The organism is uncultured Sulfitobacter sp. (genome assembly GCF_947500075.1).
Classification (GTDB): domain Bacteria; phylum Pseudomonadota; class Alphaproteobacteria; order Rhodobacterales; family Rhodobacteraceae; genus Sulfitobacter.
Genome location: NZ_CANMQS010000002.1, coordinates 905,114 through 921,543 on the forward strand (window position 1 = coordinate 905,114; position 16,430 = coordinate 921,543).

Consider the following 16,430-nt stretch of genomic DNA (forward strand, 5'->3'; position numbering starts at 1 on the left):
CATACTGACCTTTGCGTGACCGATCAGATCACCCATTGGCGACATTTTCAGTCGCAGTGATACAAGCCTGTTGCCAGGCCCCCTGCTGTGGCATCTTGATCCAGGTCAAATACACCCGGCGCGCAACGCGCTACGGTGTCTCTAAATGGAGGAAAGACATGTACAGCAATATTCTTGTGCCCATCGCTTTGGATCACGAACATCCGACCGGCCCGTCCTTTGATATCGCCAAGCGGCTGCTCGAAGACGGCGGCACCATCACGGCGCTGCATGTGATGGAAGAGCTGCCAGCCTATGTGACCCAGCAGCTTGAGAAAGGCATGCGGGAGAAACAGCATGCGGATTTCGAAGCGGCGTTGAAGGCCGAGGTTGCGGACATCCCCGGCGCCAAGGCTGCGTTGATCATGGGGCACTCGGGACGCAGTATTCTGGAGTTCGCCAAGGCCAACAACAGCGACTGCATCGTCATTGCCTCCCACCGGCCGGGTTTGCAAGACTACCTCCTCGGCTCCACCGCCGCCCGCGTGGTGCGCCATGCGCAATGCGCGGTCCACGTGCTGCGGTAACGCCGACTTACGCATCCGCGCCGCCCGCGCAAAACGTCACATCCTGTCGTTTTTGGGCCAGCGGCGCATTTGCCAAATCGCAACTGTAGCGCTGTAAGCGTTACAGGAGCACAGCCCATGCAAACCACCACCCGTGTCGCAATCATTGGCGGCGGCGTTGTCGGCGCATCTGTGCTCTATCACCTGACAAAGCTGGGCTGGTCCGACGTCCTGCTGCTGGAGCGCTCGGAACTCACCTCCGGTTCCACATGGCATGCCGCAGGGGGATTTCACACCCTCAACGGCGATACGAACATGGCCGCCCTTCAGGGCTATACCATTCGTCTTTACAAGGAGTTGGAGGAAATCACCGGCATGTCCTGCGGCCTCCACCACGTGGGCGGCGTGACGCTGGCGGACAATCAGGACCGCTTCGACATGCTGCTGGCCGAACGCGCCAAACACCGCTTCATGGGGCTGGACACCGAAATCGTCGGCCCCGAAGAGATTGCCAAAATTGCCCCGGTTACCAACCTCGACGGCGTGATCGGCGCGCTCTATGACCCGCTTGACGGTCACCTCGACCCCTCTGGCACCACCCACGCCTACGCCCGCGCCGCGCGCATGGGCGGTGCCACGATCGAAACCCATTGCATGGTGACCGAAACCAACCAGCGCCCCGACGGCACATGGGACGTGGTCACCGACAAAGGCACCGTGCACGCCGAACATGTCGTCAACACCGGCGGCCTCTGGGCGCGTGAAGTGGGCGCGATGGCGGGCGTCTACTTTCCCCTGCACCCGATGGAGCACCAGTACCTCGTCACCGAAAACGTGCCCCTGATCGAAGAGATGATGGCCGAGGGCCGCGAGCACCCCCATGTCATGGACCCCGCCGGCGAAAGCTACCTCCGTCAGGAGGGCAAAGGCCTATGTATCGGTTTTTACGAACAAACCTGTCGCCCCTGGGCGGTTGATGGCACCCCATGGAGCTTTGGACAGGACCTGCTGCAAGACGACTTCGACAAAATCGAAGATAGCATCAACTTCGCCTACAAACGCTTCCCCGATCTGGAACGCGCAGGCGTCAAGAATGTCATCCACGGCCCCTTCACCTTCGCCCCCGACGGCAATCCCCTCGTCGGCCCCGTTCCGGGCATGCGCAACTACTGGTCCGCCTGCGGTGTAATGGCCGGCTTCTCCCAGGGCGGTGGCGTGGGCCTCACGCTGGCGCAATGGATGATCGAAGGTGAGCCGGAACGCGACGTGATGGCGATGGATGTGGCCCGCTTCGGGGACTGGATCACACCCGGCTACACCCTGCCCAAAGTCATCGAGAACTACCAAAAACGCTTCTCCGTCGCCTACCCGAACGAAGAACTCCCCGCCGCGCGACCCCACCGCACCACGCCGATGTACGACATCTTCAGCGATATGGGCGCCGTCTGGGGCCAGCAATACGGGCTTGAGGTGCCAAACTACTTCGCGCACGGCGATGAGCCGACCTATGAAACCCCGTCCTTCCGCCGCTCCGACGCTTTCGCCGCCACCGCGCGGGAAGTGCAAGCCGTGCGCAGCGGCGTTGGCATCAACGAATTGCAAAACTTCGGCAAGTACCGCGTCACCGGTCCGCGCGCCCGCGCGTGGCTCGACCGGATCATGGCCGGTCGCATTCCCCAACCCGGACGCCTCTCCCTCACCCCCATGCTCTCGCCCAAAGGCAAACTCATCGGCGATTTCACCGTCTCTTGCCTGGCCGAGGACACTTTCCAACTCACCGCCAGTTACGGCAGCCAAGCCTATCACTTCCGCTGGCTCCAACAACATCAAGAAGACAGCGTAACCCTTTCAAACATATCCGATAAACGCACCGGCTTCCAAATCGCAGGCCCCCGCGCCCGCGACGTCCTTGCCGCCTGCACACGCACGGATGTCACCACCATGCGCTTCCTTGACGTGGCTCAAATGACCATCGGCCAGGTCGCCTGCACCGTGCAACGCGTCAGCTATACCGGAGACCTCGGGTTCGAGATCTACTGCGACCCCATGGATCAACGCCACCTCTGGCACACGCTCTGGTCCGCAGGTCAAGAACACAACATCACCCCCTTCGGCATGCGCGCCATGATGTCCCTGCGGCTGGATCGGTTCTTCGGCTCCTGGATGGCCGAATTCTCTCCCGATTACACCGCCGCCGAAACCGGCCTTGACCGTTTCATCAGCTTCAAGAAAAACACCGATTTCATCGGCCGCGCCGCCGCAGAAACGGATCGCACCACCCCGCCAGACCGCACCCTCGTTGCGTTCGAAGTCGCCACAGACGACGCCGATGTGCACGGCTACGAACCCATCTGGCGCGACGGCGCAGTTGTCGGCTTCTGTACCTCCGGCGGCTACTCCCACCACGCGGGTAAATCCATCGCTCTGGGCTTCGTCCCCCGCGAACTTGCGGCCGAAGGTCTGCAGGTCGAGATTGAAATCCTCGGCCACATGCGCCCCGCCACACTGATCACCACAACGCTCTTTGATCCCGAAGGCAACGTCACGCGTGGATAATCCCCCACCCACCGCCTAGACTGCACAAATGAGCCACCCTGATCTTCCCATCATCCTGCTTGCTGCCGGATCCTCCGCCCGCATGCGCGGCACCGACAAACTGATGGAGGAGATTGACGGCCAGCCCCTCCTCCGCCGCCTGGCCGAGATGCTGCGCGCCGCCACAAGCGGCACCATTATCGCAGCCCTGCCGTCCCCGCCGCATCCCCGTTACACCACCCTGAAAGATCTCGAAATTCTCTGTCTGCCCGTCCCCGATGCCGCCGAAGGCATGGGCGAAAGCATCCGCACCTGCATCAAAGCCCTGCCGCCGGGCACAACCAAAGCCATGATCTGCCTCGCCGATCTGCCCGACCTCACCACCGAGGATCTGATCACCGTTGCACAGGCATCGCAGGACAAAACCCACACCATCTGGCGCGGTGCGACGGAGGCAGGCAAACCCGGCCACCCCATCGTCTTCGATCAAAGCCATTTCGCCGCCCTCGCCACGCTCACCGGCGATCAAGGCGCAAAAGACCTGATCAAAACCGCGCGGACAGCCCTCATCCCCCTCCCCGGCACCCGCGCCCTCACGGATCTGGACACCCCCGAAGCCTGGGCCGCATGGCGCGCCGCCCGCCGCTGACACAAACGCCCGCCGCCCCTTCCAAATGGCTCTCAAAAACCCCCGCGGAGCGTTAAAATCTCTTTTGGAGCACCAAAAGAGATTTCAGACCTCCGGTGGGGTTTTTTAGACCATTTGGAAGACAGACGTTTCGAGAATAGCAGCCCCCAGACAAACCAAGGAAACGAGGCAGTTTCCCACCTCGTTTCCCGGTCTGCCGCTATCTCAAAGACAGAGCAACAGCTGCATATTGCTGCGCGCGTTCCCCCGAACGCGCGCCTCAAGGGTCACATGTAGCGCTTACTTCGTGAGAAGTTTCGCTTCATGCTTCTTGAGAGACCGGCGGGCCGACGTGTAACCGTCGATGCCCTGTTTCGTGGCAAGCTCAGGGAAGAGCTCCAGAATTTCATCACGCTGTTCCGCACCGATCCCGGCCAGAGACATATCGCCCGGCTGGAAGCTTTCGGTCCAGGTGCCGTCTGACAGGATCACCTCATGGTGGTCGAACAGGATATGGATGTAGGTGGTGTGGGACACATCCACCACGTCCACACCCTCCATGTGGGTCAGATGCTTTGCCGCGACCAGCACTTCACGTTCTTCAAAGAACAGCGCTGTCTTGTCGTTGGCAATCAGCACCCGGTGGTTGGGGGAGACCATCATGTCCCGCTCGGGCAGGTCGTTGCCAAGCGCGCCCTGACGGATCAGCACAGGCTTGAGGTGTGCCGCCATTTCCAGCTCAGCGCCGGACATGTCGCGTGCACCCACCCAGCGGATTTCCTGCATGCCGTTGTCGCGGGTGATCACCCGGTCGCCGACTTTCAGGTCTTCCACCCGGACTTCACCCTTTGGCGTCGCGATCCGCGTGCCGGGGGTGAAACAGGGGATGACGTTCTCGATCTCTTCAAAGACCAGAGACCCGGCATCGTTGCCGTCTTCGTCAAAATAATTGACGATACCGTCTTCAAGATCGGCGGAGGTATAGGTCACCGCCAGTGAGCCGCCTTCAGGGGCAGAGCCACGCAGATCCAGCGTGTCGTTGTCTACCGGACCGTCACCACCATCGACCACGTCGCCGGCGTTCACGTCAGAGAAGACATCTTCGCCAGCACCACCGGACAGAACGTCATCGCCTTCACCGCCCTGGATGTCGTCGTTGCCGTCGCCACCTGCGATGGTGTCGTCGCCCTGACCGCCCAGCAACACATCGTCTCCGGTGCCGCCGTCGATGTCATCGTCGTCCACCTGGCCGTCGATGGTGTCGTTCCCCGCGCCGCCCAGCAGGACGTCATCGTCGTCCGCGCCAAAGATCACATCGTCGCCTTCGCCACCGTCAATGGTGTCCTGACCATTGTCAGGGTTGCGGTCAGGAGAGAACGGGTTGGTCGCCGTTGGCACGTCTGGAATGTCCAGCACATCAAGGCCCAGATCGGGGTCGTTGCCGCCATAGAGCGTATCATCACCCAGACCGCCCAGAATGCTGTCGTTGCCTTCGCCACCCACAACACGGTCGTCATCTTCGCCTGCGTCGATGAGGTCATCATCAATGCCGCCGTCGATCACGTCCGCGCCGGTGCCACCATCGATGGTATCGCGGTCGTCACCGGTGGAGATGGTGTCATTGCCCGCGCCGCCATCTACTGAATCGCGGTCGTTTTCAGGATCAACATCGGGGTCAAAACCCAGATCATCGGTATCCGCGTCGGGATAGCCCAGATCAGGCGCCAGCGACCCGTTGCCGGTGTTGATGATGTCGTCACCCTCTCCACCTTCAACCGTGTCATTGCCCTGACCCGCTTCCACGGTGTCGTCACCGCCACCGGCGCGGACAAAGTCATCGTCCCCTTCGGTACCGGGCAGGATCGCGTCATCTGCGTCGATCAGATCGCCATCGGGATCGCCGAGGTAATCCTCATCAATCAGATCACCCTCATCGCCGCCATCGACAAAACCGTCCCGAACAGGCGCTGCGACCTCAACGGTGTGTACCGCACTGTCGGTCAGACCTTCTTCGTCGGTGATGGTGTAGGCGATGGTCGCCGTGCCCACGAACCCGGCCGCAGGAGAGAAGGTCACCGTGCCGTCGCCATTGTCGACCAGCGTGCCCTGATCGGCAGGAACCGTGGCTTCCACAACGCTCAGATCGTCGCCATCCACATCTGTGTCATTGGCCAGCAGATCAACCGTGACAGGTGTCGCCGAAGGCGTTTCATCTGCATCATCGACCGCATCAGGGGCGTCGTTTACAGGTGTAACGGTCACATCAACGACTGCCGTGTCTTCGTTCCCGTCAGGGTCGGTGACGGTGTAGGAGATCGTGGTCGGCCCGTTGAAGTTCTCGGCTGGCGTGAACACCAGACCTTCAGGCGTGATTTCCACGGTGCCATCGGGGCTTGTCGCCTCCGTGATGGTCAGCGGGTCGCCATCGGGATCGCTGTCATTGGCCAGAACATCGATGGTGACGGGCGTGTCTTCTTCCGTCTCCGCGGTGTCGTCTTCGGCGTTTGGCGCGTCAGCGACAGGTGCCACAGTCACAGTGTGGACGGCGCTGTCTTCCAGGCCCTCGGGATCGGAAATCGTATAGGAGATCGTCGCTTCACCGGTGAAATCCGCCGCCGGCGTAAAGGTCACGGTGCCGTCGCCGTTGTCGACAAGGCTGCCCTGCTCGGCCGGAACGCTCGCGGACACAACGCTGAGCGGATCGCCGTCCACGTCAGAATCATTGGCCAGCAGGTTCACGGTGATGGCGGTGTCTTCGTCTGTTTCATCCGCATCATCGACCGCCACAGGCGCGTCGTTGATCGGGTTCACGACCACATTGACCACAGCCGTATCTGTGCCGCCATCCCCATCGTCGATGGTATAGGTGATTGTGGTGTCGCCGTTGAAGTTTTCCGCAGGTGTAAAGACCAGACCGTCCGGCGTGATCTCAACCGTGCCGTCGGGGCTTGTTGCTTCGGTCACCGTCAGCGGGTCACCGTTTGGGTCGGTGTCATTGTCCAGAACAGGGATCAGAACCTCTGTGTCTTCATCCGTCTCAGCCGTGTCGTCGTTTGCAACAGGTGCTGCGGTATCGTCAAACACCAGATTATCAATCGCACCGGAACCGGCAAGGACCACCTCGAACCGGCTTGCACCGGGCACGTCGAACTGCACCGTGCGTTCGCCATTGTCACCTGTGGGATCAATGAACTGCTCGTCAATGACATTGCCCTCGTCGTCCAGGAACCGCACGTAGGTGCCGTCGCCGGATGTCTCTTCAATATCCTTGAAGGTCAGTGCCTTGATGGTCACAGGACCGTCAAAATCAAAGGCGATTGTCCCACCACAATAGTAGTCATCCGGATCGCTGCTGTCGCCATCCTCGGAAATGATCAGCAGGCCACCTAGTGTGTCGGATGCCAGATCGTCATCACCCCCCGTTGGGTTGGCGCTGTCAAAGATCATCGCCTGACCAGAGCCACCAATGGCAGAGATGGTCACGCCTTCGTCTGCGTATTCGGTGTCGACAACAGTGCCTGCGGCAAATGCGTTGAAATCAAGTGTTCTGATCATGGAAAATACTCCTAAAGCTGGCTGCACGCGGTGCGCGGCACAGCCGGCTTTGACAGTGGTGCAATATGTACATCGACCGATGCGATGACCGAACCCGACAGCGGACGGACACAATATGCCATCGTCTGTATGCAGGTCGCGTTCTTCATCTCATCACTCCGATCAAACTCGTTATCCCTTGGACGCATTGGCAACAGGCCAGAGCGACACGCACTTTGAACGCAAGTCAGACGGGAGTGGCCCCAACAACGGGCAGCAGACACCGAAGTCCCCTTCGGTTCCCATGAATACGGTCGTAAACACTACGGCGCACACATGTCTCCCGCATCATCCGATGCGCAAAAAATGCGGTCGCCCCCATGACCTACTTTCAATGCCCCCCAGTTGGGCAAGGCTATGAATACCCAGCAGGACCTCTCAAACAAAGGGAAAAATGTCGGAAACTTGTCATTATGCCCTGATCAGGCACACCACCATTGCGTGCAACGCGCGGCCCGATGCGCGCATTCCGCTCTGATTGTTTCCGTGGGGAAAGGACGCAAACACCTTCTTTAGGCTGGTTTATAAGATGTTAACAGAAATGGGGAAGAAACCGGTGACGCGACACATCCACAGATTGTCCAATGCTGGGAAACAGTCGGAGCGCCCAAATCCTGCCCAATTGTGCGGCATCTTCTTGCCATAGTTGCCGCGAACTTGTTCGCAAATGCGCACCAATGACGGAAAATCAGGCAAACTGATGCAAATCAGCGTGAACACGCCGCCACATTCTCGTCGAATCAAATGAAAATTTGCGGCAACGCCGGGCGCTCATACGCCGCGATCCCGGATCAGGCGAGAGATGCCGCCGGATCCTGTGGTACCCAAGGCCGGACTCGAACCGGCACGCCTCGCGGCGGGGGATTTTGAATCCCCTGCGTCTACCATTCCGCCACTTGGGCACAACCACATGGATTGTCCGGGCGGTTTAACGTGACAGGCGAAGCCTCACAAGAGCAATTTGACACGGCGGCGCTATCCGCTCTTGACCCCACTGCCGCTGCGTGGTGTCCCTGCGCCGACCCGAATAGGACCCGCCCGCCATGATCAAACGCCTCTATGACTGGACGCTGAGTTTGGCCGAACACCCGCGCGCCCTCTGGGCGCTGGCGGTTGTCGCCTTTGTGGAGAGCTCGTTTTTCCCGATCCCGCCGGACATCATCATGATCCCGATGATCATTGCGCGCCCAAACCGCGCGTTCCTGATCGCGGGCGTCGCGCTGGTCTCTTCGGTGCTGGGCGGCTTGCTGGGCTACGCCATCGGCGCCTTCGCCTATGAAGCGCTCGGTCAACCCATCCTTGCCGCACTTGGCAAAGGAGATGCGATGGCGGAGTTTGCCACCCGCTTCAACGACCTGGGCTTCTGGGCGGTGCTGACCGCTGGGGTCACGCCGTTCCCCTACAAGGTCATTACCATCATGTCCGGCTGGACCGGCATGCCGATGGGCGTGTTTATCACCACCTCCATCCTCGCGCGCGGATTGCGGTTCTTCCTTGTCGCGGGCCTGTTGTGGAAATTCGGCGAACCCATCCGCGATTTCATCGAAAAGCGTCTGGGCCTGATGTTCACTCTCTTCATTGTTCTGCTGATCGCAGGCTTCGCAGCGGTAAAAGTCCTATGACCCAACGTACCCTCATCCTGCTTGCCACCCTTGGCTCTGCCGCCCTGTTGCTGGGCGCATTCGGCTTCCAACACATCGGCGGGCTGCTGCCCTGCAAGATGTGCCTGTGGCAACGCTGGCCCCACGCGGCGGCTGTGATCATCGGTGTCGCGGCCCTTGCCCTGCGCCAAGCCTCTCTCGCTTGGCTCGGCGCGCTTGCGGCGGCCACCACCGGCGCCATCGGCGTCTACCACGCTGGTGTCGAATGGCGGTTCTGGCCCGGCCCCTCCTCCTGCTCCGGCGGCGGTCTGGACATGGGCGGCATGACGGGCGGAGACCTGTTGTCCACCGAAGGCCCAGTCGCCATGGTCATGTGCGACGAAGTCGTCTGGTCGATGCTGGGTCTGTCGATGGCTGGCTGGAACGCGGCGATCTCCTTCGCCCTCGCCGCCCTCTGGATCGCTGCTGCCCGCGCGCGCACCTAGACTGCCTTCCGTGTGCTGAGCAGCAGGTTGGTCTCACTCTGCGCGACCCCGTCCAGCCGCCGGATCCGAAACAGCACCGCATCGAAATCCGCCAGGGTCCGCGCGCCAATCTCCGCAATCACATCCCAGCGCCCGTTGGTGGAATGCACCGCCCGCACTTCCGCCATCTGACCCAGCTGCCGGATAATCCGCTCCGCCCCGCGCCCTTCGATGCCGATCATCATCAGGCCCCGCACCGGATCAGCCTGCACATCCGCCCGTGTCACCACGGAGAACCCCACAATCTCCCCCGACTGCTGCAATTTGGCCATCCGGTTGCGCACCGTCGCCCGCGACAGGTTCAACCGGGCCGCCAGATCCGACAGCGCCATACGGGCATCATGCTTCAGCGCCGCGATCAGCCGTTCGTCCGTATCGTCCATACCAACATTCCAATTTGTTCAATCAGCACCCAATATGTGCAATCTGATCGCTTGTCGATGACCATTTGCACCCGCTATCTCTGCCCAAACGCAAAAGGACACCGCCATTACCTCCCAGAACATCCAACTGATCGGCGCGCCTATGGATTGCGGCAAACGCCGCCGTGGCTGCCTGATGGGCCCCGACGCCTTCCGCACCGCAGGGCTTTCGGATGCGCTCTCATCCCTCGGCCACCAGGTCACCGACCACGGCAACGTCACGCCTGGCCCCTTCACCCCGCGCCCGCATCCCAAGCTGGTGGACCTTGAAGAGTGCATCGCCTGGACCACCGCCCTTGCCGATGCGTCCGAGGCAGCCATGCCAGACACCCTGCCCATCTTCATGGGCGGCGATCATGCCCTCGCCGCAGGTACGGTGCTGGGCGCGATGCGCCACGCCGCGCGCCAGAACCGCCCGCTCTTCGTCCTCTGGCTTGACGCCCACAGCGACTTTCACACGCCTGACAGCACCGACAGCGGCAACCTGCACGGCACGCCTTTGGGCTATCTCACAGGACGCGATGGGTTCGACGGCTTTCCGGCCTTGCCCGCACCCCTTCCACATGACCAGATCATGATGCTCGGCCTGCGGTCCGTTGATGCAGCCGAACGTGCCGCTTTGGAAAACACCGCCGTGGAAACCATCGACATGCGCCAGATTGACGAAGGCGGCATCGCCACCCCCCTTGCCGCTTTCCTTGCGCGCGCGGCGGCGGCCAACGCCCTCCTCCACGTCTCCCTCGACGTGGATTTCCTCGACCCTGCCATTGCCCCCGCCGTCGGCACCACCGTCCCAGGCGGTGCAACCACGCGCGAAGCGCACCTGGTCATGGAAATGCTCCACGACAGCGGGCTGATGACATCCCTCGACCTTGTCGAACTCAACCCCTTCCTCGACGAACGCGGCCGCACCGCGACGCTGATGGTCGACCTTGTCGCCTCCGCCCTTGGCCGCCGCGTCTTCGACCGCCCCACCCGCGCCTACTGATTGGACATCGCCATGCCTTTGACCCCTTCTGAAAAAGCCCTCGTCCCCTTCGTCTCCGTGGATCACATGATGCAACTGGTGCACCACATCGGCCTTGCGGACATGCTGCGCGGCATCGCCGACAACATCGAAGAAGACTTCCGCCGCTGGCCGCTCTTTGACAAGACCCCGCGTGTGGCGAGCCATTCCGAGCAAGGCGTGATCGAACTCATGCCGACCTCGGATGGCGACGTCTACGGCTTCAAATACGTGAACGGTCACCCCTCCAACACCCGCGACGGGCTGCAAACCGTGACCGCCTTCGGCCTGCTGGCAGACGTTGCGACCGGCTATCCTGTCTTGCTCACTGAAATGACCCTGCTCACCGCCCTGCGCACCGCTGCCACTTCCGCGCTGGCCGCCCGTGTCCTCGCGCCGAAAAACAGCAAGGTCATGGCGATGATCGGCAGTGGCGCACAATCGGAATTTCAATCCCTCGCCATGCAGGCCATCGCGGGGATCGAGGAAGTCCGTCTTTATGACATCGACCCTGCCGCCACCACCAAATGCGCGGCCAATCTCAAAGGCACCGGCCTGCGTGTGGTGGAATGCACAACCGCCGAAGAGGCCATCCTCAGCGCGCAGATCATCACCACCTGCACCGCGGACAAACAATACGCCACGATCCTCACCGACAACATGATCGGTGCCGGCGTGCACATCAACGCCATCGGCGGCGATTGCCCCGGCAAGACCGAACTGGCCCCTGCGATCCTCCACCGCGCGGACATCTTCGTCGAATTCCCCGAACAAACCCGCATCGAAGGTGAGATCCAGCAGTTGGACGATGACCACCCGGTCACCGAATTCTGGGAAGTCCTTACCGGCGCTGCCACCGGCCGCATCGATCCTGCGCAAATCACCCTCTTCGACAGTGTCGGCTTCGCGATCGAGGATTTCTCCGCCCTGCGCTACGTCCGCACCCACATCGAAGGCACCCCCTTCTACCACCCCCTCGACCTGCTCGCCGACCCCGACGACCCGCGCGACCTCTACGGCATGCTCGCGCGCGCCAAACCGTAATCCCTCTGGGCTGGAGCCACCGTCGCTTGAGCACAGACAGGACGGAAGGCGAGCTGATTGCCAAGAAGAATCGCCGAGGGCCCCGCTTGCGGGAGACGGCTATTCTTCTTGGGAAGCAGATCGACTTCTGTCATGGCAGGGATCGAGTGATGGTGTCTCCAGCCCCTCTGGGATGGTGAGCCAGAGCCCCCTGATAAAAAGCGAAGAAGCGCTTCAGCGCCGATGAGCCCCCTTGGTCACATCCACCCCATAGAGCCAATCAAATGCCCCGATCATCCGCCCCGGTGCAACACGGCTCATCACTTTCAGCCCCAGATGCGACACCGACCGCATCACGCCCGGCCGCAAATGATACCGCCATGCGTTCTTCTCCGCCGCCTTGATCACGCGCACGACCCGCTTGCGCCGGGCCTGCTGATACGCCGCCAGATCGCCACCTCCCGCCAAAGTCTTCGCCAGCACCCAGGCATCCTCTAGCGCCATATTCGCCCCCTGCGCCAGAAACGGCAGCGTCGGATGGGCCGCATCGCCCAAAAGCGCCACGCCCTCGCGTTCCCAGACTTCCGCGACCGGATGCAGATGCAGCCCCCAGACCGTCACATCCGCCACCGCCGACACCATTTCTGCCGCCATGCCGCCCAGACAGGCAAACGCCCGCTTCATCTCCAGGGGATCGCCCGGATGGTTCCAGCCTTCTGCGGCCCAGTCCTCGCGCTCTTCAACGGCCACCACATTCACGACCCGCCCAGCCCGCATCGGATAGCTGACCAGATGACAGCCCGGCCCCATGTGGACATGCGCCTCATCAGGATGCCCAAAGCTGTTGGGCACCACCGCGCGCCATGCCACCTGACCTGAGAACACGGCTTTGTCCGCCCCGTTCAACACCGGGCGCGCCACGGAATGGATGCCGTCAGCGGCCACTACCAGTTCCGCCCGCCGGGTGCCGCCATCGCTCATCTGAACCTGCGGCAGCGGTCCAGGCCTGATGCTGGCCACCTGTGCGCTCGTTTCAAAACTCACATTGGCGCGTTTGGCCGCCCCTGCCAGCACATCCACCAGATCGGCCCGGTGCATGAAGTAATAGGGCTGATCCTTGCGCAGCCGCGCCAGATCCAGCCGTGCCACTTGCGCCCCGTCCCCCCCGTTGCGCAACACCACGGCCTGCCCGCGCACCGCGCCACGGCTCACCAACGCGCTCTCCACCCCCAGGGCGCGCAACACGGCCAGCCCGTTCGGGCTGACCTGCAACCCCGCGCCCACTTCGGCAATCGCCGGGGCCTGCTCCAGCAGCGTTACCGCCACGCCGCGCTGTCCCAAAGCCGCAGCTACAGCCAGCCCGCCAATGCCGCCGCCGATCACAATCGCATTTGAAACCAAAACCTGTCCCCCCAAGAAAAACGCCGGAGCCCGGACACATTCCCGAACCCCGGCGTCAAGCCGTATTACATGTCAGACCACATCAGTCGTCGCGGTGAACCTTTTCGCGGCGCTCATGCTTTTCCTGTGCCTCAAGGCTCATGGTGGCAATTGGCCGTGCGTCCAGACGCTTCAGCGAAATCGGATCGCCCGTGACCGAACAATAACCAAACTCCCCCTCGTCAATCCGGCGGATGGCAGCGTCAATCTTGCCCACCAGCTTGCGCGCGCGATCCCGCGTGCGCAACTCAAGCGCCCGGTCTGTTTCTTCCGAGGCGCGGTCGTTCACATCCGGAATATTCCGGGTGCCGTCCTGCAAGGTTTCGATGGTGTCGCGGCTGCCTGCCAGCAGCTCTGCTTTCCAGTTCAGCAGTTTGCGGCGAAAATACGCAAGCTGCATGTCGTTCATAAACGGTTCATCTTCGGCCGGCGAATAATCGTCCGGCAAGAATACTTCTTGCTTCATGTCTTGTCCCTCAACAGTCTTCAGCTCTGTCATAGCAGACCTCACTCCCCGAGATCGTTCATTGCGGCTGCTCTACCCTAGCGTCATCCTTTTGTCACTACACAATCCCTTTGATTTTTGGTTAAAGCCCCTGAGAACGCCGCGCAGGACAGAGGATTGAAAGCACATGAAATTTCAGGGCACCGCAGATTACGTCGCAACAGATGATCTGACCATCGCGGTCAATGCCGCCGTCACGCTGGAGCGGCCCCTACTCGTTAAAGGGGAACCCGGCACCGGCAAGACTGAACTGGCGCGCCAGGTCTCCTCTGCTTTGGGCCTCAAGATGATCGAGTGGAACATCAAATCCACCACGCGGGCGCAACAGGGTCTTTATGAATATGACGCCGTCAGCCGCCTGCGCGACAGCCAATTGGGTGAAGAACGTGTCCACGATGTTGCCAACTACATCCGCAAGGGCAAGCTCTGGCAGGCGTTTGAAGCGGACGCGAAGGTCGTCCTGCTGATTGATGAAATCGACAAGGCCGACATCGAATTCCCAAACGACCTGTTGCAGGAACTCGATAAGATGGAATTCTTCGTCTACGAGACCGGCGAGACGATCAAGGCACGCCAGCGCCCCATCGTCATCATCACCTCCAACAACGAAAAGGAACTGCCCGACGCCTTCCTGCGCCGCTGTTTCTTCCACTACATTCGCTTTCCCGAGATGGACACGCTGAAGAAGATCGTCGAGGTCCACCACCCCGGCATCAAGGAAGCCCTGTTGACCACAGCGCTCACACAATTCTACGAAATCCGTGAGCAACAGGGGCTGAAGAAAAAACCCTCCACCTCCGAAGTGCTCGATTGGCTGAAGCTGCTGCTGGCCGAAGACATGGATGCCGCGGATCTGAAGAAGGACGGCACCTCTGCCTTGCCCAAACTGCATGGGGCGCTGTTGAAGAACGAACAGGATGTGCATCTGTTCGAACGGCTCGCCTTCATGGCGCGGGGTCAGCGTTAACCTGCGACCATTTGGTGAAACGGGAAGACTTGCCGCTCTGGGCCACCCCCAATCTGTGACCAATAGGCCGCGGTTCGCCTGCGGCTGACGGGGCTGTCTGTCCCTCGCCAGACAATTGGCGTTTACTGCTTCCATCAGCGGGCCAACCCGCGACAAACGCTCATCAAAGGGCTTTGAGGCAGTGCAGAACACATCGACAACCGCGCCCGAATTGCGCGTAAAATCACATGGTATCAATGCTTTCGGGGCTGACGACACGCGGGCGGTGTCCGCATGAAAGCAGCACTTGCCCTCACGGCTGTGATGATGCTGGGCGCTTGTGTGCCCGCCAGCGCTCCCGATGTCGCCACCCGCGCCCGCATCGCCGACACCACGCTGCCGCCGATGAAGCGCTTTGCGGCCACCCCGACCACGGCCCCCGTGCGCGCCAATGCGGACCTGGCCCGCGACTTTCTGGAGCTTTCTTTCCGGATGGAGAGCGGGCGCAAGCTGCCCGTGCTCACACGTTTTGACGGGCCGATCAATGTGGCCGTGACCGGCAAACCGCCTGCCACGCTGGCCTCCGACCTCGCCAGCCTGACCGCGCGCCTGCGCCGCGAGGCAGGCATCGACATTCGCCGCACCCGTCAGGGCAAAGCCCATATCACCATCGAAGCCGTCAGCCGCCGGGACATCCAGAAGATGCTCCCGCAGGCCGCGTGTTTTGTGGCCCCCAATGTCAGTTCACTGAATGAGTACCGCATCGCCCGGCGGCAAGCGAAAACCGACTGGACCCGCCTGCAAGACCGCAGCCAACTGGCGATCTTCCTGCCCTATGACGCCAGCCCGCAAGAAGTCCGCGATTGCCTCCACGAAGAGCTTGCCCAAGCCATTGGCCCGCTCAATGACCTCTACCGCCTGCCGGATTCAGTGTTCAATGACGACAATGTTCATACGGTCCTGACCGGTTTCGACATGCTGATCCTGCGGATCTATTACGACCCGGCCCTGCGCTCCGGCATGACAGAGGCACAGACCGCCGCCGCCCTGCCCGGCATCCTCGCCCGGTTAAACCCCGCAGGCGAAGGCCGGCCACAGCGCGGCACGACGGCCACGCCGCGCAGCTGGAGCACGGCAATTGAAACCGCATTGGGTCGGGCAACGAGCTACAGCGAACGCTATAAGGCAGCTCAGGACGGGCTGCGCATCGCCACCCGCGCAGGCTGGCGCGATCATCGGCGCGGCTTTGCCCATTACACCATGGGCCGGGTGTTGCAGATCAAGGACCCGACCGCCGCGCAGGACCACTACGACCGGGCCAACCGCTATTACAATGCAAACCCCGGCACCGCGTTGCACCGTGCCTATACGGCCACCCAAATGGCCGCCTACGCCGTCTCCCGTGGTGATGGCGCCGAAGCCCTGCGCCTGACCAAAAGTCACCTCAAAACCGCAGAGCAGGCGGAAAACGCGGCCCTGCTCGCCACGCTGCTGCTGATCCGATCCGAAGCCTTCGCCCTTGAAGGCCGCGTCGAAGAGGCGCGCCGCGTCAGGCTGGACAGCATCGGCTGGGCGCGATACGGCTTCGGGCCAGACTGGGCAGTGCGGGCCAAGCTGCGTGAAATTGCAGCCCTCAGCCCGCGCAACGGATAGAGCGGGAC

At 61.7% G+C, this 16,430-nt stretch carries 13 protein-coding genes and 1 tRNA gene; 9 read left to right on the forward strand and 5 right to left on the reverse strand.

Features of this window, described 5'->3' with window-relative positions:
- Nucleotides 1–158 precede the first annotated feature (158 nt).
- The 3 genes from Q1A91_RS09415 to Q1A91_RS09425 all read left to right on the forward strand — a co-directional run bounded on the left by Q1A91_RS09415 (nt 159) and on the right by Q1A91_RS09425 (nt 3,729).
- Nucleotides 159–566, forward strand: coding sequence for a universal stress protein (locus Q1A91_RS09415; protein ID WP_299876015.1), 408 nt, complete (start codon nt 159–161; stop codon nt 564–566).
- 117 nt (nt 567–683) lie between these two features.
- A complete protein-coding gene (locus Q1A91_RS09420) occupies nt 684–3,101 on the forward strand; it encodes an FAD-dependent oxidoreductase (protein ID WP_299876017.1) in 2,418 nt (805 codons plus the stop codon).
- A 28-nt stretch (nt 3,102–3,129) separates the two neighbouring features.
- Entirely contained in the window at nt 3,130–3,729 is a 600-nt protein-coding gene (locus Q1A91_RS09425) for a nucleotidyltransferase family protein (protein ID WP_299876019.1), read from the forward strand.
- A gap of 279 nt (nt 3,730–4,008) precedes the next feature.
- Here Q1A91_RS09425 and Q1A91_RS09430 read toward each other — a convergent pair whose 3' ends face one another.
- Entirely contained in the window at nt 4,009–7,263 is a 3,255-nt protein-coding gene (locus tag Q1A91_RS09430; RefSeq protein ID WP_299876021.1) for a tandem-95 repeat protein, read from the reverse strand.
- An 857-nt stretch (nt 7,264–8,120) separates the two neighbouring features.
- Nucleotides 8,121–8,204, reverse strand: a tRNA-Leu gene (locus tag Q1A91_RS09435).
- A gap of 141 nt (nt 8,205–8,345) precedes the next feature.
- On the opposite strand from Q1A91_RS09435, the gene Q1A91_RS09440 reads away from it, so the two are divergent.
- The gene (locus Q1A91_RS09440; protein WP_299876023.1) at nt 8,346–8,924 is read left to right on the forward strand and encodes a VTT domain-containing protein; all 579 of its coding nucleotides are present in this window, start codon (nt 8,346–8,348) and stop codon (nt 8,922–8,924) included.
- A complete protein-coding gene (locus tag Q1A91_RS09445) occupies nt 8,921–9,388 on the forward strand; it encodes a disulfide bond formation protein B (RefSeq protein ID WP_299876025.1) in 468 nt (155 codons plus the stop codon). The genes Q1A91_RS09440 and Q1A91_RS09445 overlap by 4 nt, the downstream gene beginning before the upstream one ends.
- On the opposite strand, the gene Q1A91_RS09450 is transcribed toward Q1A91_RS09445, so the two are convergent.
- Complete coding sequence (locus Q1A91_RS09450) at nt 9,385–9,810, reverse strand: Lrp/AsnC family transcriptional regulator (RefSeq protein WP_299876027.1); 426 nt, start codon at nt 9,808–9,810, stop codon at nt 9,385–9,387. The genes Q1A91_RS09445 and Q1A91_RS09450 overlap by 4 nt on opposite strands.
- Nucleotides 9,811–9,916: 106 nt before the next feature.
- On the opposite strand from Q1A91_RS09450, the gene rocF reads away from it, so the two are divergent.
- Entirely contained in the window at nt 9,917–10,837 is a 921-nt protein-coding gene (gene rocF / locus Q1A91_RS09455) for an arginase (protein WP_299876185.1), read from the forward strand.
- A 12-nt stretch (nt 10,838–10,849) separates the two neighbouring features.
- A complete protein-coding gene (locus tag Q1A91_RS09460; protein WP_299876029.1) occupies nt 10,850–11,899 on the forward strand; it encodes an ornithine cyclodeaminase in 1,050 nt (349 codons plus the stop codon).
- Nucleotides 11,900–12,112: 213 nt separating this feature from the next.
- Here the strand turns inward: Q1A91_RS09460 and Q1A91_RS09465 are convergent, their stop codons facing one another.
- On the reverse strand, nt 12,113–13,279 hold the full coding sequence (locus Q1A91_RS09465) for an FAD-dependent monooxygenase (protein ID WP_299876031.1): 1,167 nt from the start codon (nt 13,277–13,279) through the stop codon (nt 12,113–12,115).
- Between the two features lie 82 nt (nt 13,280–13,361).
- A complete protein-coding gene (gene dksA, locus Q1A91_RS09470) occupies nt 13,362–13,817 on the reverse strand; it encodes an RNA polymerase-binding protein DksA (RefSeq protein WP_299876033.1) in 456 nt (151 codons plus the stop codon).
- A 133-nt stretch (nt 13,818–13,950) separates the two neighbouring features.
- Here dksA and Q1A91_RS09475 point away from each other — a divergent pair, with 133 nt between their 5' ends.
- Together Q1A91_RS09475 and Q1A91_RS09480 are read left to right on the forward strand one after the other, a co-directional pair.
- Nucleotides 13,951–14,790: a MoxR family ATPase gene (locus Q1A91_RS09475; protein WP_299876035.1), complete on the forward strand. Its 840-nt coding sequence runs from the start codon at nt 13,951–13,953 to the stop codon at nt 14,788–14,790.
- A 273-nt stretch (nt 14,791–15,063) separates the two neighbouring features.
- Nucleotides 15,064–16,422 carry a DUF2927 domain-containing protein gene (locus Q1A91_RS09480; RefSeq protein ID WP_299876037.1) on the forward strand — a complete coding sequence of 453 codons (1,359 nt, stop codon included), beginning with the start codon at nt 15,064–15,066 and terminating at the stop codon, nt 16,420–16,422.
- Nucleotides 16,423–16,430: the final 8 nt, after the last annotated feature.